The organism is Prevotella sp. HUN102, assembly GCF_000688375.1.
Taxonomy (GTDB): domain Bacteria; phylum Bacteroidota; class Bacteroidia; order Bacteroidales; family Bacteroidaceae; genus Prevotella.
Genome location: NZ_JIAF01000004.1, coordinates 170,372 through 196,332 on the forward strand (window position 1 = coordinate 170,372; position 25,961 = coordinate 196,332).

The 25,961-nt window shown below is 46.8% G+C and carries 14 protein-coding genes; 5 read left to right on the forward strand and 9 right to left on the reverse strand.

All coding sequences use genetic code 11. The annotated features are described in order from the left end of the window. Positions 1-359 precede the first annotated feature (359 nt). Together sprA and ruvA are read right to left on the reverse strand one after the other, a co-directional pair. Complete coding sequence (gene sprA, locus P150_RS0105505; protein ID WP_028896814.1) at positions 360-7,928, reverse strand: cell surface protein SprA; 7,569 nt, start codon at positions 7,926-7,928, stop codon at positions 360-362. 79 nt (positions 7,929-8,007) lie between these two features. Continuing rightward, positions 8,008-8,625, reverse strand: a complete 618-nt coding sequence (gene ruvA, locus P150_RS0105510) for a Holliday junction branch migration protein RuvA (protein WP_028896815.1) — start codon at positions 8,623-8,625, stop codon at positions 8,008-8,010. A gap of 314 nt (positions 8,626-8,939) precedes the next feature. Between ruvA and P150_RS0105520 the strand changes: the two genes are divergently transcribed. Both P150_RS0105520 and P150_RS0105530 read left to right on the forward strand, forming a co-directional pair. Then, positions 8,940-10,979, forward strand: a complete 2,040-nt coding sequence (locus P150_RS0105520) for an outer membrane beta-barrel protein (protein ID WP_028896817.1) — start codon at positions 8,940-8,942, stop codon at positions 10,977-10,979. Between the two features lie 589 nt (positions 10,980-11,568). Continuing rightward, a complete protein-coding gene (locus P150_RS0105530; protein ID WP_028896819.1) occupies positions 11,569-12,468 on the forward strand; it encodes a diaminopimelate dehydrogenase in 900 nt (299 codons plus the stop codon). Between the two features lie 133 nt (positions 12,469-12,601). On the opposite strand, the gene P150_RS0105535 is transcribed toward P150_RS0105530, so the two are convergent. The 5 genes from P150_RS0105535 to frr form a co-directional block, all read right to left on the reverse strand. After that, a complete protein-coding gene (locus tag P150_RS0105535) occupies positions 12,602-14,059 on the reverse strand; it encodes a TrkH family potassium uptake protein (RefSeq protein ID WP_028896820.1) in 1,458 nt (485 codons plus the stop codon). A 20-nt stretch (positions 14,060-14,079) separates the two neighbouring features. Further along, on the reverse strand, positions 14,080-15,420 hold the full coding sequence (gene trkA, locus P150_RS0105540) for a Trk system potassium transporter TrkA (protein ID WP_028896821.1): 1,341 nt from the start codon (positions 15,418-15,420) through the stop codon (positions 14,080-14,082). Between the two features lie 12 nt (positions 15,421-15,432). Next, positions 15,433-17,388, reverse strand: coding sequence for a 1-deoxy-D-xylulose-5-phosphate synthase (gene dxs / locus P150_RS0105545; RefSeq protein WP_028896822.1), 1,956 nt, complete (start codon positions 17,386-17,388; stop codon positions 15,433-15,435). A 578-nt stretch (positions 17,389-17,966) separates the two neighbouring features. Then, positions 17,967-18,908 (reverse strand): ribosome small subunit-dependent GTPase A, encoded by a 942-nt coding sequence (gene rsgA / locus P150_RS0105555; RefSeq protein ID WP_028896824.1) that lies wholly within the window; start codon positions 18,906-18,908, stop codon positions 17,967-17,969. A gap of 185 nt (positions 18,909-19,093) precedes the next feature. Continuing rightward, positions 19,094-19,654 (reverse strand): ribosome recycling factor, encoded by a 561-nt coding sequence (gene frr, locus P150_RS0105560; protein ID WP_028896825.1) that lies wholly within the window; start codon positions 19,652-19,654, stop codon positions 19,094-19,096. Positions 19,655-19,989: 335 nt separating this feature from the next. On the opposite strand from frr, the gene P150_RS0105565 reads away from it, so the two are divergent. After that, positions 19,990-21,105: a thiol-activated cytolysin family protein gene (locus P150_RS0105565; protein WP_231477579.1), complete on the forward strand. Its 1,116-nt coding sequence runs from the start codon at positions 19,990-19,992 to the stop codon at positions 21,103-21,105. 378 nt (positions 21,106-21,483) lie between these two features. Here P150_RS0105565 and P150_RS0105575 read toward each other — a convergent pair whose 3' ends face one another. Then, complete coding sequence (locus tag P150_RS0105575; protein ID WP_028896827.1) at positions 21,484-21,948, reverse strand: GAF domain-containing protein; 465 nt, start codon at positions 21,946-21,948, stop codon at positions 21,484-21,486. Positions 21,949-21,989: 41 nt separating this feature from the next. Further along, a complete protein-coding gene (gene rsmA, locus P150_RS0105580) occupies positions 21,990-22,787 on the reverse strand; it encodes a 16S rRNA (adenine(1518)-N(6)/adenine(1519)-N(6))-dimethyltransferase RsmA (protein ID WP_028896828.1) in 798 nt (265 codons plus the stop codon). 76 nt (positions 22,788-22,863) lie between these two features. Between rsmA and P150_RS0105585 the strand changes: the two genes are divergently transcribed. Beyond that, complete coding sequence (locus tag P150_RS0105585; protein ID WP_028896829.1) at positions 22,864-23,868, forward strand: lysylphosphatidylglycerol synthase transmembrane domain-containing protein; 1,005 nt, start codon at positions 22,864-22,866, stop codon at positions 23,866-23,868. 41 nt (positions 23,869-23,909) lie between these two features. Beyond that, positions 23,910-25,364: an aminoacyl-histidine dipeptidase gene (locus tag P150_RS0105590; protein ID WP_028896830.1), complete on the forward strand. Its 1,455-nt coding sequence runs from the start codon at positions 23,910-23,912 to the stop codon at positions 25,362-25,364. Positions 25,365-25,961 lie beyond the last annotated feature (597 nt).

Here is a 25,961-nt window from a genome sequence, read left to right on the forward strand (position 1 = left end):
CTTACGAATACACTCCATTCGCTCTGCAATCTTCGCAAAAATGCCTTGCATTCTTCGCACGTTTGACGAACGTTTTTGCGAAGATTGCAAGGCAAATGTGCAATAAAGCTATTTCGACAGCGTTTCAGACTGAAAATATTTTACACAAATGGGGGGCAAGGTTCAAGAGAAATCCCGAACTGAAAGGCAACAGGATAATAAATGAACGAGTTTACAGGTATTATTACCTTAGTATATGTCGGGAATATAATGGAAAATAAAGCAGAAACCACAAGGCAATGAACACGTCTGCCTGCCGGTTCATCAACTATTTCTTTTACCTCCTCATCCCAAACTCGGGATGAGGAGGATTTAATGTATCATCGCGTAAGGCTGAGCTTAAGGCTTACACCGAAATCGTGTGTCGTAGTAGGATAACTGCTCGACGACAACAACGGCGTGTTGATTTGCAAATCGTAATAAACGCTCGCCGTTATCATTCTGCTCAACGTATAGTCGCCCATAAACGAAGCCTTGAATGCCGTGTTTCCACTGGATGCAGCCGAAGCCAGCGTCGCAATGTCGCGCGTAATGGCAGCCTGTTTGCGGTAGCTCAGGTCGAGACGCAGGTTCAGGTCTCGGTTCAGTCCGCCATTGTTTCGGCTGATGGAATTGTTCTGGCCGCTTTGCTCTGCCGCCTTGCCATTCTTTTTCTTGTTGTTCTTTACCAATCGGGTGTTGCGCCCACCGAAGAGGTTCACATTATTAATACGGTAGCCGATGCCCACAACCCAGTCTTTTGAAGTGGCTTCGTTTACCTGAACACTCGTCATTGAGAGTGAGAGAACGCGCGTCTGACGGTATTCCAATCGTGCCGTGAGGTTGTTCTGCATCGTAACGTCCACACCCAGCAATGGAGAGAAGGCCTCATTGATGCTCACCTGCGAGATATTGTACATCGAACTTGGGACAGGTGCGCCCGAAGCAGCGTCGGCAACGAATCCGAGACCGTTCATATATTCCTGCCACGTGCTGTAACTCTGATAGGAACCGATGGCAAAGATACTCTTGTATGAGTGATTGATGTTCACGCTCTTGAAATACTGCTGGAAGAACGGCAGACGGGACAAGCCGCTGTAACGGACAGTCCAGTTAGGCAGCATACTCTTCAGCGTCGGGAAGATGTTCAGTCCGTTCCCACTCATACTTGTATATGCATTGAGGAAAGCCGGAATCATCACGTCGGCACTATACTTGTCCACGCGTCCAACGCTCGGATTGAACTTTCCGCCACCATAAGAGAGTGGATAGCTCGCTCCGTGGTACTGAGCCTCAACACGATTGCGCACGGCATCAAGCGAATGCACGAACTTCTCAAACGTCGTGCTCCTGTAACCGTTGTTTGCATTGCCCATACTTTCAAATGCCGTGCCCAGCGAGAGCGTTGTCATCGTGAGTGATCCGCTCTGTGTGGTAGGATTGCCTACATACATATACTGAACACTCTTCGATTTCGTTTCCGTGCGGCTCGCATTAAGGTCGATCTTCAAGTCGCGAATCGGCTCGAGCGTGATGCGCAGCTGCAAATCTTCCGTCTTATTGGTGGTGGCAGGCGTAGCTACGCTGTCGTTCATCAGGAGCCAGTTGTTTTCCCTTGCCTTATCAATATAGCTGTCGCCAACCATTCCAAACGCAAAATCCAACCCCGGCGACATCGCTCCCTGACCACGCGTCTGCCCGAAAGCATCGCCAATAGTAGGCATAAAGCCCGGCAACGACATAGAATACTGGTTGCGATAGGATATGCTTGCATTGCGCACCATCATCAATCCCCGCGCTATTACCTGTGCAGTCTTGTACCATCCCTTGTCGTCGAGTGGCTCTTTCGGCGTAACGGTAACTTTCAGGCGCAGAATGGAGTCAGTCTTGTTGTAGAGTTTCACACGGTTTTCATCCAGTTTCTTCCACTTCAGTTTCACGGAATGGCCGTCTGCATCCTTCAGCGACAGATTCAGACGCTTCGTCTTCTTGGAATGGGAAACTATGATTGCCGTATCGGCAGGTATCGTAATCTCCTTTTCAAAGCTCTTTGCATTCTTGGGCAGTTCCTTTTTCTTATCCTCATCTTCCTTCTGCCCGGCGAGTGTCTGTTTGCCGAGTCTGATCTTTTCCCGTTTTTTCGCTGTCGGTCTCGTCATTGGCTTGTTGAACCGTTCGTTTGTTTTCTTCAGGAACGGAATATGATTGTAGAGACGCTCGAAGTTCAAGGTCGTGTTGATGTTGAGCATACGGTTGGTTGTAATCGTATTGCCCAACGAAGTTCCGTTCTCGAGGTTGGTTCCTCTCACCCAAGTATAGGCTGCCGTATAGTTGGCATCGGCATTCAGCCAGTCGAATATCGGAATCATATTCAGCGGCAACTGGTAGGAAAGCGTGAAGTTCTGCTGATAATCGAGTGGCGTTCCGAGGTTCTTGATGCTCGTCCACACGGAATCTTTCCACGCTTCATAGCGGTCGGCATACAAGTCCTTGTTGATTGGCGTGTAGGGTTCCTCTATTTCGGCGTGCGTGGCACTCTGGAAGTTTACATGGAGGTTGCGCGTGAAATCCCAACGGAGCGAGAAATCACGGTTCCAAAGGAACTGTTCGTTGAAAGTGAGCGGCAGCATTGAGTTCTCGGTAGACTCCATATCGCGTTCCTGCAACTCGTAGTAGTTACGGGTAAGCTCTGTATGGAATGCGATATTCTGCGGCAACCAGTTCAATTCAAAGCGTTTGAGAATGTCGAAATACTTCGACTTGCTCTTGATAAGTTTCTTGAACGGTCCCCACGACTTGTAAACGGGTGTCCAACTGTAATTCATTGCTCCGCGCCAGTTGTCCTCTGTCTCGTAAACGGTGGTCTCACCGGTTGTGCGTGTGTGGGAATGACTGTACGAGAATGAGAAGTTGGCAGGATCGTAAGGCATCGGATGCCTCTTGGTCTGAATGCCTACACGCACATTCGACAGCGAGAAGTTGGTCGTTGTGCGCTTCGTTACGGCAATAGACTCAATGGAATCGCGCTCGTGCTGACTGACAGCCGCATCGAGAGCAGCATCCAATTCCATATCGGTGTCGAGAGGATTGTATTTCGGACGACTCTCACTCTTGGTTACACTATAATATAAAGGTGCGGAAACCTTCGCCTTGTCGGGGAAGAACTTGCCCAGTTCAAGACTGGCGGTAACGGACACATCCGTGTTGCTTTCCTGTTTGCGCTCGCTCACTCCCTGCTCCAGTCCACCGAATCCGTCGGTGCTGTGGCTTGCATTCACGTCTACCGTACCGAAGTCTGACAGTTGGATGTTCAACTGTCCTCGTGCAGCCCATCCTCCTTCATTGTTGAACTCCAGCAGACGAAGCTCGTTCAGCCACACTTCGCCGCTCTTTTCTGCTCCGGAGAGGTTGCGCACACCTACAATCATCGTCTTGATTTCGCCCAGTGTCGGATTACCCATCACGCTGACACGGTTGGCAGGATTCTTTTCATCGTAAATAGAGTATTCACGATTGTAGCTTGCCGTTCCGTTTCCTCGGCCGGCATTTCGCTGTCGCTTCGCTTCCGTGAAGAGAGAAATGGGAATATCGAGCATATTCTCCACAGGCCAAACGGCTTCGCAGTCCTGTCTTGAATACGTATCATATTTACCTTCAGGTGTAAGTTTCAAAGGAATTTCATATTCGTAATAGTTGTTCTTGTAGTCAGAACCCAAACGAATGAACACCGCCAACTGATTGTCCGTGAGATTTGTCGTATTCTGCGCCAAGGCGTTCGCGTGAACGAACATCTGCAATCGTTTATACTGACGGATATCGAGCGTCGTGTTCTTGTAAACGGCCTTTGATTCCTTGTTCCCGAGGTTGGTAACGGTCATTGCCAACGCCTGTTCGTTGTTTTGAACGAGCTGTGGCTGCGTTGGATCCTGCTCACGACTGATACCGGGAGGCAATACATAGTTCACAGGTGTCTTGTCATTGTTTTCCTCTATGCTGACTGCGCTTACTGCCATTGAGCCGGATGTGGATGCGGCATTGGTAAGATTCTGCTGATAGAGACGCCATTCGCCACGTACAAGATCGAAAGTAGCAAATCGAAGAACGATAGGTTTCTCGAAATCAGTGAGGAACATACGCATAAAACGAATGCTCGTGAAGTCGTTGATAGATCCTACACGCTTCTGATATTCGGTCAATGGAATACGGAATTGGTACCAAGTGGCATTTTGTGTCTTTCCATTGCGCAGCTTCACCGAAGCAACGCGTTTGTCCACCACATAGTTTTGTCCCACTTCAAGGTCGTTCGGACGAATACTGATTTTATACTGGTAGTATTTCTCGTATTCGTTCAGCGTATAATCCTGATTGATGTCCTCCACATCAGGCGTGGTCTTGTAGGAAGTATCGTAACGCTCGTTACGATTGTCAGAATCGGGCGAGTTGCCCTGTGGATTGTTGATTCTCTTATAACGCTGAAGGATTGGTGCTTGAATGCGGTCCCAGTCCGTTCCACGGTAATAATGATAGTCGTCGTTGGCAGGGTCGGCCCATATTGAGTCGAACACGGCCTGATTGGTATGGGTTCTTGCGTAGGTAAGGAAGTCCTGATAAGACTCAAACTGCTGTTCTTCTGCGTCTGTCAAGCCGTTGAATCCCACATCCTGCAAGGCTCGGCTGCCGCTGGTTGTCGCAAATGCGTAGGTAACGGTGGTCTGAGTAGGGATGCGTCCCCACTGCGTTGTGGCCCAAGCTTGGCTTCCATCCACGGGCATACCACTCTCATAGAATTTCTTACCGTCGTGCAGCACGTCTTCCGACACTTCACCGAGATTTATATAAAAGTCGCCTCCATACGCATTTGCGTCTGCCTGATTGTTGGTATAGATGAATGGGTCGAGCATCCAGAACTCTATGTACTCTATATTGGCAGTCTCGAAGTCGTTGGTGTCCAACTTCCGCATCATACCTCCCCATCTCTGGCGTGGATTGGCAAGACGGCCGTTTATATCCAAACTTGTACTGAAGTTGTACGGGCCACGTTCGTCAGGATAATAAGCGAGATTAAGGATGGGAAGTGTCGAAGTTGAACCGTTGTAACTGCTCTGGTCGCGATTAGGGAACAGTTCGTGGACATACACTTCACGCACATAATGGTTGGAAAGTTGCTCCAAATCGCTCTTGATATGCCCCGGCGTGAGCGTACTGCTTTGACGAGTAAAGAGCGGATCAATGTTATACCACGCCAAAAGACTGCGATTGAATCCACTTGCAAGCGTTGTCTTGTCGGACGATTCGGGGAAGTCGGACGGCACACTTGAGATAATCCAGCTCGTAGGATGGCTCACGTCGATTGTGCTCTTCGTATTTTCAAAGTCATCCAGATACGAAGCATTGTCCTGAGTGCCGCTGCTCTGCCCTGCCAGCAACTGTGCAAACTCTGCCGTAAAGGATATATGTGAAGGCTGAGTGAGGTGTAGGAAAGGAAGTTTATCGAGCATATTGGTGAGCCACTGACTTTCCTTTTTCCAACTCATATTCAATCCCCACAAAGTATTGCTGATAGGTTCGGTTCCCATATTCACCTTCGTTGTCAGAGCCTGTTCCGACAGATGCATAAAAGTACCGCCAACCATAAAGTTCTTTGAGAAGTCGTATTGCCAGTTCAAACCGAACATCGTTTTCCGTTCCTGCCCGTAGTCGCTCTGACTTTCCAAAGAAACATTCACGGAAGTACCGGCATCGATGATGCTCTGATTGAGAATCGTAACCTCGCCTGCGCTGTAATCCACGCTGTAATCCGAACCTTCCGACAGAGTAACGCCACCTGCCGTAACCACCACCGACCCCTGAGGCACGTTGTATGCGCCCAAGGAAATCACATTGGCACTCGTTCCACGGAACTGTCCTGTCAAGAGATACTTATCCTTCTCTGCAATCTGCTTCGCTATCGTCTTTGTGGAATCATACAATTCGACAAACGCATACTTCTGCGCCGTAGTGGCAGGCACTCCTTTGGAAACAAGATAGTTATACATATACTCACCGAACGGTTCGGCAGCCGGAAAGAACACACGACCATTGGACACCGTGTAGCCATCCACATAGTCGAAATATCCATTGGAGTGAGCATTGTTGTTATTATCCAGACGGTCAGCCCCCAATGCCTTTATCAACGTTTGGTCCTTGACCTGCGCCTCGGGTATATAAGAAAGGTAAACACCTGCCGTATCGCTTTGGAACTTCACATCCAATCGGAACTTTTCCCTCTCAACGGTCGATGCAAGATAATAAACATTCTTCATCATCAAGTCCCAGTTGGCCTGACGAGGATTGTTGCTCGTGTTCTTCAAAGCCTTGACGAAGAGTGCTTCATTCACGTCGGTACGGTCGCTTGCAAACTCTCCCACCTGATACGTAACCCCACCATAGGTATATTCATACGCAATAGCCAGTACCTGATCGGTCTGCAAACCAGTACGCAGAGACACATAGCCCAATGCCGTGTTCACAGAATACTCAGAACTGCTGAGCAATCGGGCACTTGAGAGTTTCTCATAATCGTTTCCTCCTACCATTCCCAGCCCGTCAAGAACAGTCGCCGACTGGTCGATGTTGCGCGCCTGTGGATAGTTCTGCGCAATGGTGCTGTATTCCGTATTGGCATTGTTGCTTGGAACAGCTCCCCCACCTGCGCCCCAGAGGTCTGTACGACTCACGTTCATATTCTCGCCGAGGTCGCTCAATGCGATGATATTACGGGTATTATTCGTATTCCCACTCTTGTTCGTAACCCAGATTTCCACACGATTGATGGTAACGCCCGTAGTAAGGTTGGGCAATGTCTTCATTGCGCCATCGTATTTTGAACGGAAATAGTGGGAAAGGAAGAAGTGTCGGTTCTCCTCATAGTCGGCAGCCGACATCTCAAATGGCGTCAATTGCTTGCCGCCTTTTGAACTTACACTTTTGTTGGACGACTTTTTCTGCGAAAGAACGGTCTGCAACTTCAGCTTACCGAACTGGAAATCAGTACGGATACCAAACAGGGAAGACGCCCCCTGCACCAAGGAATTATTGGACGGGAACGACACATTGCCGCCTTCAACCAACTTTATGATTTCGTCCTCCTTACCCTCATAGCGCAGTTTTATGTTCTGGGCATCGAAATCGAAAGTAGCATCGGTGTTGTAATTGAGGTTCATATTCACCTTATCGCCCACCTTACCATTCACGTTGAGGTTGATTTTCTCGTCGAAATTCATCGTCGTCGTCTTACGGTTGCGGATAGGCAGCGAAGGATTGTCGATATTCTTCAGCGTGGCACCGAATTTTATTTCGGCAGTACCCTGCGTCTTGATGCGCACACCGCCCGGACCGAAGATTTTCTCTGCCGGACCGAGCGAGAAGTGCATATCCGTAAAGTCGAATTTCTCCTTTCCCTGACGCTCCAGTATTTCCTTGTTCTTCGACCGGTAATACTCTGCAAAGCTGCGTTTCTCGCTCCACTTACGATATTCTTCGGGAGTCATCATAATAGGTGCAGTAACGTAGGTGTCGCCTATCTTGTTACCGATGATGTATCTGTCGAGCGTATCGTTATATTCCACCGTCTGCTTCATATTCTCCGGACGGGAAAGGTCCAGCGTTCCCCGCTCCAAATCACCATAAGTAATGGGAGTAGTGCGCTGCACCTTCCAACGGGGATGCAGCAGCGAGTCGGGAATTACTTCCTCGTCAATCTCTATCTGCGGAATAACGGGCGCGGCTTTCTTTGCCGTGTCGGGAGGAGCTACCACAGACAGAAGCGTATTTCCAAGTGGAAAGACACTGGCTATACTGTTTCCCCACGCCAACAGGCTGATACCTGCAAGCAGAAGCAGAGTGGATAATATGTATTTTCGTTGTCTCAAAGTGATTCTATAAGTGATATTCAGATGAATTCGAGGGATTGCGACACAGCCGCAACATACGAAAACAAAGGAGAACCAACTATTTTATTTGTTTCAAAGCTAACTTTATAAGCTGCTCCACAGGAAGGTCGGGCTGCTCTTTCAATATCTCAACCACAACTTTCGAGGACGGTGCCGGCGAAAAACCGAGCATCGTAAGTGCGCTGATGGCCTCATCCTTGACTGCTGAATTAACGGCAGACGCTCCCGGCTGTGCGCTTACGTGCAATTCGTCGGCAATGCCGCTCTGCATTATCTTGTCCTTGAGGTCTACAATGATGCGCTGCGCCGTGCGCAAGCCGATTCCCTTTACCGTCTTGAGCATCTTCTCGTCGCCGTTTGCAATCACATTGCAGAGTTCCGCGGGAGTCAATGACGAGAGAATCATACGCGCAGTATTTGCTCCTACGCCCGAAACGGTAATGAGCAGCCGGTAGAGCGAGCGTTCCTGCTTAGTGGCAAAGCCGTAAAGCGTGTAGCTGTCGTCGCGTCCACCAGTCATAATAGCCTCGTGAACATAGAGTTTTGCAGTCTGTCTGCCCTGCACGGCAGTATATGTATTGAGCGAAATATTCAGCGCATACCCCACTCCATTGGCATCGACAACTGCCAATGTCGGCGTCAGGTCGGCCACTTCGCCCCTGATATATTCTATCATAACCTTCTTTTCTTAAAAACCCCGCACAGCACAGGGATTGTGTATATACAATTCTTTAACGCATTTCCCTCTCCTTTTATTGCATTCCAACTGAACTTAAATTCAACAAACAGGCGTTTGAAAAAGAAACACAGCACATTATCGCAATAGCGAAAGACAACAATTAATGCTGAAAAACGCATCATAATTCTTTGATATATCATAAATAACCCCTATATTTGCGCCAACGACAATCATTAAAACAGCGATTACAGTCTGAAAAATCAGACCGGAAACGTTAAATCCTAATATAAACGCCATAAAAAAGAAAGCAGATGAAACTACCGATTCTTATTATATTATGCGCCTGTACTTTTCCAATTTCGGTAAAGTCGCAGAATGATACGGTTATCGCTGCAAAGGAATTGAAAGAAGTAACGGTATCAGGGAAATTGATACGGCAAGAGGCCGACCACTATAATTGTATTCCCACGAACAAGCAGCGCAGGCATTCGCACTCGGGCTTCGACTTGGTAAGGAATATGATGATTGCCGGCGTAAACGCAGACACGGAAACTGGCAGCATACTGACACCGGGAGGTGCTGCAACGCTGTATATAAACGGTCGGGAAGCCTCTTACAGAGAGATTCAAAGTCTGAGGCCAAAGGATGTTCTACGAATAGAATACTACGATATGCCCACGGGGAAGTACGCCAAAGACAAGGCTGTGCTGAACTATGTGGTAAGGATTTACACCGAAGGAGGATACACACAGGTGGATGCTTTACAAACGCTCGGATTCCAGAAAGGGGACTACAATCTGACATCAAAGTACAGTTTCGGACATTACAACGCCAACATCTGGGCCGGTTATGGCATAGAGAATCTGAAATCGGACGCATATTCAACGGAACGCTACGGGCTGCCAACCGAAACAACAAAGCAGACAAGATACCTTAATCAGGAAGATAAAAGTGCAGCAAAACACTTTACGGCCAGCCTGAGCCGTATAACCGACAAGCAGACTTGGATGTTGCGCGCAAGCATTGAGCCCGAAAAACAAAGAAAAAACTCTCCCGAAGGCAGCACACAATACATAAAAAACGGTACTGCCGACAGTCAGCACAGTTTGTTCTTTAACCGTAACACCACCCTTAAACCTACTTTCTACGCTTATTACAACCGGTCGATTGGCAAGAATCAGAATCTGAATGCAGACTTTGATGCCTACTATGCGAGGAATAACTACCACAGAACGCTTACGGAAAACAACACTTATCAGAGTGATGTTGCTGAAGACTATTTCTACTCAAAGCTGAATGCAAACTACACCCTCTCGCTGCCGAAGCACAACAGCTTTACCGTCAGTCTGCACGAATACTTCCGCAGCTCGCAAGACAACTACGCAGGCGTTTCGCCAACTTGTCAGCACCTGCGCTCGTCAGAAACAATTCTTTTTGCAGATTACAGCAAACGATGGTCAAAGTTTATGCTTGATGCGAACCCAGGTGTCTCTTATCTCGTGTATAAGCTGCGTGGAGATGATGCCGTCAAGCATCTTGCACCACGCTTGCAGTTGTCGGCCTCGTGGATGCCCGACAAGGTGCAGCGTTTCAGAGCGTTCTTCTCGCTTGGAAACACATTCCCCACACTCAGCTCTACGAATCCGGTTGAACAGCAGATTGATCCGATTATGATCAGGAGGGGAAATCCGAATATGGACAATTCTACATTGCTTGGCCCCGGCTTTACCTATTCCGTGAATTACAAGCAGTGGGCGGCTCTCCTGTCCACTTATTATATGTATATAAGCAATGCCATCGTCAATACCTATACCATTGACGGTTCGCATATTATCAATTCCTTCAGCAGCAATGCCCGAAGCCATCAGACCTCAGCAGCACTCTCGCTCACGTGGAAGCCAAGTGAAAACTTCAACATAAAGGCAGACGGAGGCTACACTCACTATGCCGTCAGTCGTGCAGTACGTGAACGGCAGAGCAGTTGGAGACTGAATATGCAAGCCTATTACTATATCGGCGATTTCTCTTTCTCTGCCTTTTACAAGTCTCCCGTCAAATCGCTTGCGAACTTTCAGACCCACGTCAGGACTCCGTGGCAATACGGCATAACCGGGGAATGGAACCACGATAACTTTGCCATCGTCTTAGACGCTAAGAATCTCTTTATAGAGAAGAACAAGATGCGACAATCACTATCCGCAGACAACTATGATTTCACGCAAATTGCCCAATCCGACATTGAAAACTCCTATGCTTCTGTCAAATTCCTCTACACCGTGGAATACGGGAAGAAAGTGCGCCGGTCGCCACAATACACAATGAAAAAGTCAGAGAGCACTATCTTGAGGTAGCCTTCATTATTGAGTAAAGGCATCTTTTCCGTATTTTTCATTTTTCAATGCCTTCAGGGGCACACAGATAATCGACAATAACGATTGGAGATACACTCTGCTGCACGCATCCGTAAAAGCATCGCCTGTGAAATTCCTGAAGGCTTTGCCCTTTCTGTGGCAAAAACAACTTCCACGATTCCGTGATTTACAGACGAATCATAACTGTCTGAAAATCAAGCATTGCGAAATCCATTTCCAAACGTGCGAAGAATGCGTTGCAATCTTCGCAAAAACGCATTGCAATCTTGCGAAGAATGGAACGCAATCTTCGCAAGATTGGAAACCGTGTTCCTATCAGGTTGAAATGGTTATCGTCCCGACGCACCGAAACGAAGCGCGAACGCGGGATAAAAAGCAAGTCGGAACTGTCCTCTTTGCAATCGGCAGGCGCAAATACTATTTTATCAGCAAACAATCACAAACAAAACCTCTTTGAAAGCAGATTTCGTTTTAACCTTAAAAAATGTATAAATAGTATCGTCTTTCGTGCTTTTGGAGTAATTTTGCATCAGAGAAAACTGTTCAAAAACAAAACATAAAGATGATTATGAAGAAAATCAGAGCAGCCGTAGTGGGTTACGGCAACATAGGCCGATATGCAGTAGAGGCTCTTGAAACAGCAAACGACTTTGAGATAGCAGGCATCGTGCGCCGGCAGGGCGATAAGGACAAACCTCTGGAACTTACGCCATACGAGGTTGTCGATGATATAGAGAAACTGAAAGACGTGGACGTGGCTATTTTGGCTGCCCCCACACGCAGTTGTCCCGAATATGCAGAGAAGATAGTGGCTCTGGGAATCAACACCGTAGACTCTTTCGACATCCATACAGGCATTCTCGACTATCGCACCAAGCAGATGGAGCATTGCAAGAAAGCCGGAAAGGTAAGCGTTATTGCAGCAGGCTGGGACCCGGGGTCCGACTCTGTTGTGCGAATACTTCTCGAAGGACTTGCTCCGAAAGGACTTTCCTACACCAACTTCGGTCCCGGAATGTCTATGGGACACTCGGTGTGCGTCCGTGGCAAGAAAGGCGTAAAGAATGCGCTTTCCGTTACCATTCCATTGGGCGAGAGCATCCACCGCCGTATGGTCTACGTTGAACTGGAAGACGGTGCGAAACTGGAAGACGTTACGGCTGAAATCAAGGCCGACCCTTACTTCTCGCACGACGAGACTCACGTGTTTGCAGTTGCAAGCGTGGACGATGTCCGCGATATGGGGCACGGTGTGAACCTCATTCGCAAGGGACAGAGCGGCAAGACGCCTAATCAGCGTTTTGAATTCAATATGAGCATCAACAATCCGGCACTCACCTCGCAGGTACTCGTAAACTGCGCGCGTGCTACAATGCGTTTGGCTCCGGGCTGCTATACGATGCCCGAGATTCCTGTGATTGACTATCTCCCTGCTTCAAGAGAGGAAATCATCAACTCTTTGGTGTAGAACGCAGTCCGAAAGGAAATACGCCGACAAAGAAAAAACGAATATCAGGCACAAATACAAAAAAGGATTCTCGCAATGAGAATCCTTTTTCTGTTATATAACTTGCAGACTTGCTCTGAAGTCGGCAATCTGCTTAGTTTTCCTTCCAAAAAGCCGGTGTGAAAAGCACGAGAACCGTGAACAGTTCCAGACGCCCTACGAGCATCAGGAACGAACCAATCCACTTCGCAAAGTCGGGCAATTCAGCCCAAGACATCGTCGGTCCTATCTCCAAACCAAGCGTAGGCCCTACATTTCCCAAGCAGCTCAACGTGATTGTTATAGCGTTCGTATGATCGATTCCACACGCTATCATCGTGAAGGCACAGAGAAGCGTAAGGAACAGATACAGACCTATGAAGGCAAGCAGCGTAACCCGATGGCCTTGTGGAATATTCACACCATCAACTTTCATCGGAAGAACAGCATTCGGATGAAGAATCTGGCGAAATTCGTTTCTCACCACCTTTATCAGCATCACACCACGGATGCTCTTGATGCCTCCACTGGTTGAACCCGACATACCACCGAAGAACATACAGGCTGCCAGTACCACCCAAGTAACATGCGGCCACTTGGCTGCGTCGTCGCTGAACAAGCCCGTCGTGGTAATGAACGAAACCACCTGAAAGACCGAACTGCGGAAGGCGTGCTCCAAATCGTAGCTGCGCTTGAAGAACAATTCGAGCATAATGAAGATTGTGAATCCTGCTACCATTATTGAATAGAAACGGAACTCGGAATTACGGAAAAGCTGCTTAATCTTAAAGCCTGCAACTGTACCATATAATAATGTGAAATTTACGCCCGAAAGAAAGCAGAAAATGGTACATACGTATTCTTCGGCAGGCGAATGAAACGTCATAATAGAGCCGCTTTCCGTTGCAAAACCTCCTGTTGCCGTACTGGTCATAGCATAGTTGAAGGCATCGAACCAACACATTCCACAAATTTTGTAGCTCGCTATACAGGCAACGGTCAGTACAAGATAAACCATCCATATCCACTTTGCACCGGTGCTGAGGCGCGGATGCAGCTTACTTCTTATCGGTCCGGTGGCTTCCGCCGCAAACACTTTCAGCGATCCTCCTACCAGTGAGGGCAGAATGGCTATTGTGAAGAATACGATTCCCAGTCCGCCAATCCACTGTGTGAGCGAACGCCAGAACAAAATACCGTGCGGCATGTGCTCGGGAAAGTCCACAATCGTTGCACCGGTCGTGGTAAAACCCGACATTGTTTCAAAGAAAGCATCCGTGAAATTGGTTATCTCGGTACTAAGCAAGAAAGGCAAAGTGCCGAAAAGAGAGAACAGTATCCACGAAACGGCTACGACGAAGTAGGCATCGCGTCGTCCCATAGAACTTTCGGCATTCCATCCCATCAGCCGAAAGACCACTCCTCCAGCCACAGTGATAAGAATACTCCAGACGAACGGCCATATATCGGCTCCATTATACCAAATGGCAACTATCAGACAAAGGAAAAGCAGCGTCGCTTCAATCCAAAGCAGCGATCCAAGAATCTTTGAAATGATTTTCAGATTAAGCATAACAATGTATCTTGAACAAATTAATTGAAAAGCTGTTCCAACTTGTGCTTGGGAACATTATGCGAGAACACCACTACGATATCCCCTGCCTCAATCTGCGTATTACCCGAAACGAGCATACCTTCTTCGCCCCGTACAAGTCCACCAATGGTCATTCCACTCGGCAGTTTGATATCCTTGATGGGCTTTCTGGTTATCTTTGAGCCTTGAACCGGGATGAACTCGGCCACATCTGCATTGACCGACATCAGGAATTTAACGTTGTCTACGTTTGCATCCAACAGCATCTGATAGATATAACTTGCGGCAATCGCCTTCTTATTGATGATTGTACCGATGTCCAGACTCGCAGCCATACCCACATAATCGAAGTTTTCGACCGATGCAATGGTCTTTCTCACGCCCATTCGCTTGGCTGCCAGACAGGCAAGGATATTGGTTTCGGCATTCGGTGTCAGAGCAACGAAAGCCTGTGTGTTCCTGATTCCCTCTTCAATGAGCAGACTGGAGTCGCGTCCGTCGCCGTTGATGACGAGCTGATCTTCCTTAAACATACTGTTGAGATACTCACAACGGTCGGCATCGCGCTCAATAACCTTCACGTTCATATATTCAGGCATTACCTTTACAGAGCGAACGGCAGTACGACCACCACCCATTATCATTACATTCTTCACGTCCACATACTGCTCCTTGCCTACAATCTTGCGAATATATGGAATGTAATTCTTCGTAGTCATAAAGTAAGCGAGATCGTCTAACTTTAAAGTGTCGTTACCACCGGGGATAATCGTCTCGTGATGCCGCTTGATTCCGAGCACGTGGTACGGATCATCTGGACCGCTGATTTCGCGCAATGGCTTGTTGAGAATCTCACATCCTTCGCGCAATTTAATGCCAAGCATCACCAGTGCACCACCGTGAACGTCCCAACGCTGGCGCACCCACGACATCTTCAAGCCGCTGATGATATCCTTTGCCGCAAGAACTTCCGGATAAATAAGGCTGTTCACACCCAGACGCTTGAAAAACTCCTGATTTTCAGGTTCCATATATTCAGGATTGTCAATCTTGGCAACGGTTTTCTTCGTACCGAGATGATGCGCCATCGTACAAGCCGTGATGTTGTCCGTTTCCTTCGGGGTTACGGCAATGAACAAATCGGCTGTCTTTGCACCTGCATCTTTCAATGCCTTGATGCTGGTAACCTTGGCTTCCATTGTCAGGATGTCGCAATCCGTTCCAATCTTTTCCAAATTCTCTGGAATTTCATCTATCAAGATGATGTCATACTTATTGCGAGAAAGCATCTGCGCAAGATAAGTTCCGATGGCATAGGCACCGGCAATGATGATTTTCATATCCCTAATCACTTATTTGGCAGTTTTTGCCAAACTGTCTTTTATTACCTTCTCAATGCTCTTTACATCAATTCCACAGATTTCGCGCAACTGCTGAACGGTTCCCTGCTCGATAAACTTGTCGGGCAAGCCCAGACGTTTCACAGCAGGCTTATAGCCATTGTCGGACATCCATTCCATAACGGCCGAACCCAATCCACCATTGCGCACACCGTCCTCGACGGTGATAATTTCCTTGAAGTTCTCTCCCACCTCTCTCAGAATATGCTCGTCGAGCGGTTTGAGGAAACGCATATCATAATGGGCAACGCGTCCGTTGCATTTCGTATCTTCTTCCTCCAGATTTCTGATTGCCTTTTCAACATCATTGCCCACCGGACCGATGGAAAGCACAGCCACATTGCTCAAACTTGTATCGACGGCATCGCCCAGATGCTTGTCGCAGAGCTTTCTGCCCGTACCCACCTGTACTTCTTCCAGACTGCATTTCCAGTCTACAAGCACGCCGTTTCCACGTGGATAACGGATAACGAAGAAGCCCTTGCCGGGCAACTGTGCCGTGTACATCAGCCTGCGCAGCTCGTGTTCGTCCATAGGCGACGAGATTGTCGCATTCGGTATCGGTCGGAGAAAAGCCATATCAAAAGCACCGTGGTGCGTTGCTCCGTCTTCGCCTACCAATCCGGCACGGTCCAGACAAAGCACCACAGGCAGATTGAGAATCGCCGTATCGTGGATGATGTTGTCGTAGGCACGCTGCGAGAAAGCACTGTAAATGTTGCAGAAAGGCTGCAATCCGTCTTTCGCCATTCCGGCAGAGAAGGTCATAGCGTGTCCTTCGGCAATACCCACGTCGAATGTCCTGTCTGCCATTTCCTTCATCATAATGTTCATAGAACAACCTGACGGCATAGCCGGCGTAACACCTACGATACGCTCGTTCATATTGGCGAGTTCCAGCAGCGTGTGTCCGAACACATCCTGATATTTAGGTGGCTTGTTGCTGTTGTCCTGCACGAGTCGCTCGCCCGTTTCAGGGTCGAATTTTCCCGGAGCGTGCCAAACCGTGGCACTCTTTTCGGCAGGTTCGTAGCCCTTTCCCTTCACCGTATGAAGATGAAGCAGCTTCGGTCCCTTCATATCCTTCAACTGACGGAGAATGCGTACCACTTCCTTCACATCGTTTCCATCGAACGGACCGAAATAACGGATGTTCATTCCCTCGAAAAGATTCTGCTGCTGCGAGAGAGCCGACTTCAAAGCATTGTTCAATCGAAGAATGCCCTTCTTTCGTTTTTCGTTCAGGATTCCCTTGGAATCAAGCCAGTTGGAAGCCTTGAATCGGATTCTATTGTAAGTTTCGTTGGTATCGAGATTCAGCAAATACTGCTGCATACCACCCACGGCGCGATCAATGGACATATCATTGTCGTTCAGGATGATAAGGAGATCGTTGGGTTTGCCCGAAACATTGTTGAGTCCCTCGAAAGCCAACCCACCACTCATAGCTCCGTCGCCGATGATGGCAACCACGTGTCGGTCTGGATGCTTCGTCAGCTTGGCTGCAACAGCCATTCCGAGTGCTGCCGAAATGGAGTTGGAAGCGTGCCCACAAGTGAAAGTATCGTACTCGCTTTCCTCGGGCGATGGAAAAGGCATCAGTCCGTTCAGCTTTCTGTTCTCGCAGAAACGCTCCCTGCGCCCCGTCAATATCTTATGACCGTAGGCCTGATGCCCAACATCCCATACTATTCGGTCTTCAGGGGTATTGAATACATAATGGCAAGCCACGGTAATCTCCGCAGCTCCAAGACTGGAAGCAAGGTGTCCGGGATTCACGGCCACCTCTTCTATAATATCCTCTCTAAGCTCCTTGCACAATTCCGGCAGTTCGTCGATGCTCAGTTTACGAAGATCCGAAGGATATTCAATCTTGCTCAAAAGTTTGTATTTACGCTCGTTCGACATAATAATAATGTGGATAATGGTGCAAAGGTACGCTAAATAGGTTGAACCACAAAATAAAACCCTTCTAATTTAGGTGCGACAGCCCACTCTATCGGCATAAGGAAGCAATGGAAGACTGCGGCGAACATATCGCAAAACAGACCTTTATGAACTACGCTTTGTAAAGTTTGATTACTCAAAACAGGCACATATTTTTTCAGCAATCCAGAGATTGCAGGCACGTTTTCAGACGGTTGGAATGCGTTTTTCGCAGCATTGAATTGTAAACATCGGTTGATTGCGTTGCGTTCTTGCGAAGAATGCACATCATTCTTCGCAGGAATGGAAGTTAAAAATACAAGGAAAGGGGATGAAAATAAGTTCGTTTAGTCCGAATGATTGTCCTATTCGGGAAGAAATGAAAGCGATTTTAATGCACAAATCAGAAGAAACAAACACAACTCTCTGATAACCAGACGGTTTAAATAACACACGCATAATTCGCATATTTGAAAAATAAAAATATCCGACGCAAAATAATCGAATTATGGAGAGCCTTTTGTAAGGATTATTCATAAAGCACGAAACACGGATGAGGCTTAAAATGCTTCACGGTATTTGTTCTCGTCCTTGTCTTCGAGCATAGACAGATAGCTGTTGTATCTGCTTTCCGATATGTAATGCTCCTCAACTGCCTTCCGAACGGCGCATCCCGGCTCGTGGGTATGCGTACAGTTGGAGAATCTGCACTTGTCAGAGAACTTGAAGATTTCGCGAAAATAGCTCGTCAGTTCCTCCTTGTCAATGTCGAAAGTACCGAATCCCTTAATTCCCGGCGTGTCTATCAGGTAGCCTCCACTGGGCAGTTCGAGCATTTCGCTGAAGGTAGTGGTGTGCATTCCGGTTTTATGCGCATCAGAAATCTCGGCAGTCCGCAGGTTGGTTCCCAGCAATCCGTTGATAATGGTAGACTTACCCACCCCACTGTTGCCGCTCATCAGCGTAATCTTTCCAGCCAATAAAGGTTTCAGTTGTTGCAGGCTTTTTTCCTCATCGCAGCCTTCAGTAGCCTGAACTTCAACGCACTTGTAGCCTACTGTCTCGTAGAGGTGCATCACTGCCTGCTGATAATTCCGTTCTTCTTCAGACAGCAGGTCGTATTTGTTGAACACCAGCACCACGGGCACACGATAGGCCTCGGCACTTGCAAGGAATCTGTCGATGAACGTAAGCGAAGTTTCGGGATAGTTTATCGTAACAATCAGGAACGCCTGATCGAGGTTGGCGGCTATGATGTGGCTCTGTTTGGAAAGATTGGAGGCTTTTCGGATGATGTAGTTCCGACGGTCTTCTATCTCCGAGATAAAAGCAGTTCCTTCCTGATTGACAATCAACTGCACATAGTCGCCCACTGCCACCGGATTGGTGGAGCGAATTCCCTTCAATCTGAAGTTTCCCTTTATCTTGCTTTCGATGGTCCGTCCGTCATCGGTCTTTACCGTGTACCAACTACCAGTATTCTTTATTACTAAGCCGCGCATATAACCTTCTCTCCCTGTATCTTGTTCAAGACTCAGGGAAACTGAATGTAGGGTTCATATTGAGGAAAAGCTCGTCTTCCCGCTTGCACATACGAGTTTGGCATTCACAAAAACACATTACCAAACCTGTAAATGCTCCCCTCCGTTCTGCGAGGAGGGGAAGCAGGGAGAGACCGTTTTTCCTTTTATACTGTCATAATTTCCTTCTCTTTCTCTTCGAGAAGGGCATCAATTTTCTTGATATACTTGTCGTGAATCTTCTGCAAATCTTCCTCAGCATCCTTTTCCAAGTCTTCAGAAAGACCGTCCTTGATGGCTTTCTTCAGCTTGTCCTTGATGTCGGCACGGGCATTGCGAACCTCAACTTTCGTGCGCTCGCCTATCTTGTTGCTCTGTTTCACGAGATCGCGACGACGCTCTTCAGTCGGCTGTGGCAAGCTCAGACGGATGATTTCGCCGTTGTTGTCGGGAGTGATGCCTACATCAGAGTCCATAATAGCCTTTTCAATGTCGCGGATAGCCTTCTTGTCCCAAGGCTTGATGGCGATTGTGCGTGGATCCGGCACCGTTACGGAAGCCACCTGATTCAAAGGCACCATCGAACCGTAGGAACTCACGCGCACTCCATCGAGAATTGCCACGTTCGCACGGCCTGCACGAATGCGCGCCAACTGCTCATCGAGATACATCGCAGCCATTTCCATACGCTCTTCGGCTTCGCCTAATGTTGCTTTTACGTCTATCATAATTTCTTGTTATTTAAATTTAATGGTACAAAAATAGGAATTTATTTACATCCTCGCAAAAAATATATACGTTTTCTCTATATATTTGCTTTTTACCGTTGCAGTTCAAGACGCTTATCGTCAGGAAAAACACCTCACACCCATTCCTTTTCAGAGAATCTCAAAGCCCGATTATCCTGTTTTCTGCCGTGCCTTGAATAGATTTTTACCGATTAAGGAGGAATTTAACCTATTCCTATCCATTATTAAGAAATAATATATATCTTTGCATCTAACTAAGAAATTACTTATGCACTTCTTTATAACACAATAAACATAAACTATTAAAAATGAGAATGAAAATCAAACTAATCCCCACATTGGCATTCGTATTGGCAATGTCATTGTTTACAAGTTGCAGCAAAGATGACAGTACATCCCATCAGTTGGAAAGTATGAAACCTGTGGCCTTTGCAAAAGTTCAAGATGAAGTCATTTCTTCCGAGCCAACAGGAAAAGTAATTGGAAACAAGAAAGAATACAGGCAGGTAATTAAGAAGCAAATAACGCTCGATCCCATAGAATTGGTAGACGAAAGCCTTTCAGACATAATCTATCCCGGTTGTATTCTTCGTGGAGACGCCTTTATGGAAGGCGAGTATTCGCCAATTTCAATCAAGAATCCTCAAACTATCACTTTGTCAGCAACTGTCCGTGGCAAGACCTTGCCTGAAAAAAAAGAAGTGCTTCCAACTTTGCACAATGTACGTCAAGGCATTGATGAGTTGATGGAGCCGAATGCACGTGATATTAGAAAATACAATACGGCTTCGTACATTACCTATATTACCAATGACGTAACGACAAAAGAAAGTTTTAACAAGACATTCAACACCCATATAAAAACAAATAGGCTTAATGATATTATTAATGCAAATTTCATTTATGAGGCACAGAAAATATCTTCATCGGGCAAACATTATGTCTTGATAAAGATAAAACAAAAACTCTTCAACATTTCAATGGATGCAAAACATCCTGATGAATGGGGAGAGTTGGGCAAACTGGGAGAATACGAACCTTTATATGTAAGCAGCGTAGACTATGGTCGTGTTGTGCATTTGCTCATTGAGACAACGGAAAGCACCGAGGCTGTTTCAAAAATGATTAAAGAAGGTATAAAAACTGCATTTACCAACTATGGAAGTAGCCTTGAAGCAGAATACGAGAAACAGTGGAGCCGCTATTTTAAAGAGGGAAAAATACAAGTTATGGTTTCAGGTGGACCAATGGAATATGCAAGAAAGATACGTGATTACGATAGTTTTATGATGTTTATAGATATACCTAGTTCTAAATCATTGATTAAGTCTTCCGTACCTATCAGCTACCGTGTCCGTTCCGTTCGCACAAACAGGGAAATTGAAGTGCGCAATTTCTATACGGAAGAAGTGTTAGTAACTGAGAAATGAAAATAAAATTCAGATATTGACAATATCAGTAATCAGCAAAACATAAAAAATGGCGAAACAGGGATTCCTGTTTCGCCATTCATTTTTATATATCCAAATGTCAAACAACACTTCTTCTCTTTCCCCGAATCGCATATAAAAAAACTGAAAGCTCATCTATCATTTCAGACTGATAAACATACGACTTACAAGTAACCGAAAAACGCATTCCATTCTTGCGAAGAATGAAATGCGTTTTTGCGAAGATTGCCTTGCATTCTTCGCACGTTTGAAAACAGATATTTCAATCACTGATTTTCAAACACTTACAAACGAATCAAAAATTAGTGGACAGGGATACTTGAAGTTTATAATCAGATGAAATGCGAATAGGAAAATTTAATAGATTTCCTTGCTGAGAATCTGCATAGCTTCCTCCAAATACTTCGCATCGGTATCGTCAAATGCATTCAAATCCTTGCTGTCAATATCCAATACACCTATCGCCTCGCCCTTACCATTATATATAGGTACTACGATTTCGGAACGGGAAAGCGAACTGCAAGCGATGTGTCCGGGAAATTCTTCCACATCAGGAACTACCAGCGTCCTGCGCTCGGCAAAGGAAGTGCCGCATACACCTCGCCCCACAGGGATGGTAAAACAGGCAGTAGTGCCCTGAAACGGTCCGAGTTTCAATGTTCCGTCATCGGCCAACATATAAAAGCCCGTCCAAAAAAACTGCTCAAATGTATGATGCAGAGCCGAAGAAACGTTTGCCAACACGCCAACCTCGTTTGTTTCGCCCTCGATGAGCGCGGCAATTTGTTTCAACAGTAATTCGTATTTCTCTTTCTTTTCCATTCTGCAATAGTTAAAAATTCAAAGTTCAATGTGCAAAAATCTCATTGGGCAGCCTTCAGTTCAGCCTCAACCATATTCGTTAATTCCACAAATTGAGCTATACTCAACTGCTCCGGTCGCTTTGTCATTATTTCCTGTTCGTAGAATCCTTCCCTCGGCTTTGCCGAAAACATCTGTTTCAAGCTCACACGCAACATCTTGCGCCGTTGATTGAAAACCGTCTTTACCAAACGCTTGAACAGTTTTTCATCGCATCCGAGATCCGTAACCTTATTCCGGGTCATACGGATAACGGCACTCTTAACCTTCGGAGGTGGATTGAACACGTTTTCGTCTACCGTAAACAGATACTCCACATCGTACCACGCCTGAATGAGCACGGAAAGGATTCCAAAGCTCTTGTTCCCGGGTACGGCTGCCATCCGCTGAGCCACCTCACGCTGTATCATTCCCGTGCAACAAGGTATCAGCTCCTTGTAATCGAGCATCTTGAAGAATATCTGCGACGAGATATCGTATGGATAATTGCCCGTAAGCACGAACTGATTTCCCCCGAACAACTGGTTCAAATCCATTCTCAGGAAGTCTTCGCCGAGAATATTGTCCTTCAATGTCGAGAAACGCTCGTACAGATAAGCCACACTCTCGGAGTCAATCTCAACAGCCTTTACCATTCTTGGCTTTTCAACGAGATACTGTGTAAGCACACCCATACCCGGTCCTATTTCCAATACGGGAATTTCGGGGCAGGCATCCACCGTGTCGGCGATTCGTTTGGCAATATTCAAGTCGGTAAGGAAGTGCTGACCGAGATTCTTTTTGGGCCTGACTGATTTCATAATTTTTCTTTATTTGGCCACAAAGATAGCTATTTTATTTTGTTTTTAAAAGCATTTTTGTATCTTTGCTCATCAAATGGGAACGAAGAAGCTGTTCTATAATATCATAAAAATAGCACTGCCACTCTTATTGGGTGGTGGCATTCTGTATTGGATGTACCGCGACTTCGATTTCACTACGATAGAGAACATCCTTCTCCACGAGATGAACTGGACGTGGATGCTGCTTTCCCTTCCTTTCGGCATCTTGGCACAGGCCTTTCGCGGATGGCGATGGAAACAGGCTTTGGAACCTATCGGCGAGAAACCGCGCAACGCTGTCTGCGTAAACTCCATCTTTCTTTCCTATGCCGTCAGCTTGGTTATCCCACGTGTGGGCGAGTTTGCACGATGCGGCGTTCTCAGCAAATACGAGAAAATAACATTTCCCAAAGCACTTGGCACCGTTGTTACGGAAAGAGCAGTAGATACGCTCATAGTTCTCTTTATCTCTGCCCTTGCTTTCATTTCGCAAATCGGTGTATTCAGCAACTTCTTTTTGAAAACCGGAACGCGAATCGACCATATTTTCGGGATGTTTTCCACTACCGGTTGGATTGTAACAGGTATCTGCGCAATAGCGGCATTTATATTGCTCTACTTGATTCGCAAGAAACTGTCGTTCCACGACAAGGTCAAGGAAACACTATCGGGAATCTGGCAGGGAATAAGCTCTCTGAAAGGCGTGAAGAACATACCCTTGTTCATCTTTTACAGCTTTGCTATATGGATTAGCTATTTTCTTCATTTCTACCTGACCTTCTTCTGCTTCGAAGCCACAAGTCCGCTTGGCATAACCTGTGCGTTGGTTTGCTTCGTGGTAGGCTCTGTTGCCGTCATCGTTCCCACGCCAAACGGCGCAGGTCCTTGGCATTTCGCCGTGAAGACAATGCTCATATTATATGGTGTAGTGGATGTTCAGGCACTCTACTTCGTGCTGATAGTCCACACTATTCAGACCCTGCTGGTGGTTCTCTTGGGCATCTATGCGTGGATAGCACTTACATTTACCCGAACTGCAAAAGCAAGGCTCGACGAATAAACAACATCAATCAAAATACTAACCCTTAAAAATACAAGACTATGAGTGAAATTAGAAATCTCAGTCCAGAACTTCTCTGGCGCAACTTCGACGATTTAACACAAATTCCACGTCCGTCAGGACACATGGAAAAGGTACAGGCATTCCTGCTCGACTTTGCAAAGAAGGTAAACGTGGAGGCCTTTGTCGATGAAGCCGGCAACGTTGTGATGCGCAAGCCTGCCACTCCCGGCTATGAGAACCGTAAGGGCGTTATCCTTCAGGCTCACATGGATATGGTTCCACAGAAGAGTCCAGACAGTCCTCATAATTTTGAAACTGATCCTATCGTTACTCACATCAAGGACGGATGGGTATATGCAAACAATACCACCCTCGGTGCCGACGACGGTATCGGCGTTGCTGCCATTATGGCCGTTATGGAAGACAAGACTTTGAAGCACGGACCTATTGAGGGACTCATCACACGCGACGAGGAAAACGGTATGTTCGGTGCCAACGACCTTCCAAAGGGCGAACTCTTCGGCGACATTCTCCTCAATCTCGACTCTGAATCGTGGGGCAAATTTGCCATTGGCTCTGCCGGTGGTATCGACGTTACAACGGTTAAGGAGTACAAGGGCGTAGCCAATGATCAGGAAGTGGCTGTCCGCCTCACGCTGAAGGGATTCCGCGGTGGTCATTCCGGACTGGAAATCCACGAAGGCCGTGCCAACGCGAACAAGGAAATGGTTCGCTTCGTTCGCAAGGCTACAGAAGAACTCGGCGTTCGTCTGGCATCTTGGAATGGCGGTAATATGCGCAATGCCATCCCGTTCAAGGCTGAAACCGTGCTTGCCCTGCCTGCTGCAAAGGTTGATGCACTCAAGGCTATGGTGGAAGAACAGCGTCAGCTCCTCGAAAGCGAGTTCAGAACCATCGAAAGCAACATCGAGTTCTACGTTGAAGAGTCTGAGAAACCTGTTGAACTCGTTCCTGCCGACGTTCAGGATACGCTCATCAAGGCTATCTACGCCTGCCACAACGGCATCGTTCGTATGATTCCTGTATATCCAACGGTTGTTGAAACATCTTCAAACCTCGCCATCATCAACATTGATGCAAACAAGTGCAGCATCAAGATTCTTGCACGTTCTTCACGCGAGGATATGAAAGACTACGTTGCCAATCAGCTCAAGAGCTGTTTCGACCTTGCAGGCTTCACAACAACGTTCAGCGCAAGCTATGTTGGCTGGGATCCAAACCCAGACAGTGAAATCCTCAATCTCTTGAAGAGAGTGTATAAGGAACTCAATGGCGAGGAAGTTGTCGTACAGGTAGACCACGCCGGCCTTGAATGCTCAATCATCCTCGGCAAGTATCCCCACCTCGATGTGGTAAGTCTCGGCCCGACTATCCGTAGTCCGCACACAGCTACCGAACGTTTCGAGATTGCCACCGCGCAGCCATTCTGGGATTTGCTCGTAAAGGCATTGGAGGAAATCCCTGCTAAGTAAGCACAAGTAATTCAAATTACTGAAAAATCATTATCCGTTGCTTTGGGTTTACCCATCAGCAACGGATTCTTTTTGCTCCCAATAAAACATCCATAAGTAGAGAAAGTATATCAAACTCTCTGAATAATCTTTACAAAAGCCTCTCCATAATTCCATTATTTTGAGCCGAATGTTTTTAATTTTCAAATAAGCGAATTATGAGTGTGCAATTTTAAGATACTAAACATCAGCCAGATACAAACCCCAGCAGCCCTTTGTGCATTTAAACATCGCCTAAACCCTCCTAAACAGAACAATAATTCAAACCAAACGAACATATTTTACGCTTATTTCCCTACCTTTTCAGCTTTTGTTCTTGCAACAAATAGAATACATTCTTCGCAAAAACGCAACGCAACCGACCGATGTTTGCAATTCAATGCTGCGAAAAACGCATTCCAACCGTCTGAAAACGTGCCTGCAATCTCTGGATTGCTGAAAAAAAATGTACGCTTTTTTATGAACTATTTTTACAAAAGGAAATCACTATGCGACTGCACATTCCTATTTTCTTCCACATCTTGTATTTAGCAATATAATAGCGTTTTAAGGTAATTT

Bases quoted from the DNA above. Each gene is read 5' to 3' on its own strand.
- P150_RS0105590 (WP_028896830.1), top strand. From the start codon at position 23,910: ATGAGTGAAATTAGAAATCTCAGTCCAGAACTTCTCTGGCGCAACTTC.
- P150_RS0105575 (WP_028896827.1), bottom strand. From the start codon at position 21,948: ATGGAAAAGAAAGAGAAATACGAATTACTGTTGAAACAAATTGCCGCG.
- rsgA (WP_028896824.1), bottom strand. From the start codon at position 18,908: ATGCGCGGCTTAGTAATAAAGAATACTGGTAGTTGGTACACGGTAAAG.
- P150_RS0105535 (WP_028896820.1), bottom strand. From the start codon at position 14,059: ATGCTTAATCTGAAAATCATTTCAAAGATTCTTGGATCGCTGCTTTGG.
- rsmA (WP_028896828.1), bottom strand. From the start codon at position 22,787: ATGAAATCAGTCAGGCCCAAAAAGAATCTCGGTCAGCACTTCCTTACC.
- trkA (WP_028896821.1), bottom strand. From the start codon at position 15,420: ATGAAAATCATCATTGCCGGTGCCTATGCCATCGGAACTTATCTTGCG.
- P150_RS0105585 (WP_028896829.1), top strand. From the start codon at position 22,864: ATGGGAACGAAGAAGCTGTTCTATAATATCATAAAAATAGCACTGCCA.
- dxs (WP_028896822.1), bottom strand. From the start codon at position 17,388: ATGTCGAACGAGCGTAAATACAAACTTTTGAGCAAGATTGAATATCCT.
- frr (WP_028896825.1), bottom strand. From the start codon at position 19,654: ATGATAGACGTAAAAGCAACATTAGGCGAAGCCGAAGAGCGTATGGAA.
- ruvA (WP_028896815.1), bottom strand. From the start codon at position 8,625: ATGATAGAATATATCAGGGGCGAAGTGGCCGACCTGACGCCGACATTG.
- P150_RS0105530 (WP_028896819.1), top strand. From the start codon at position 11,569: ATGAAGAAAATCAGAGCAGCCGTAGTGGGTTACGGCAACATAGGCCGA.
- P150_RS0105565 (WP_231477579.1), top strand. From the start codon at position 19,990: ATGAAAATCAAACTAATCCCCACATTGGCATTCGTATTGGCAATGTCA.
- P150_RS0105520 (WP_028896817.1), top strand. From the start codon at position 8,940: ATGAAACTACCGATTCTTATTATATTATGCGCCTGTACTTTTCCAATT.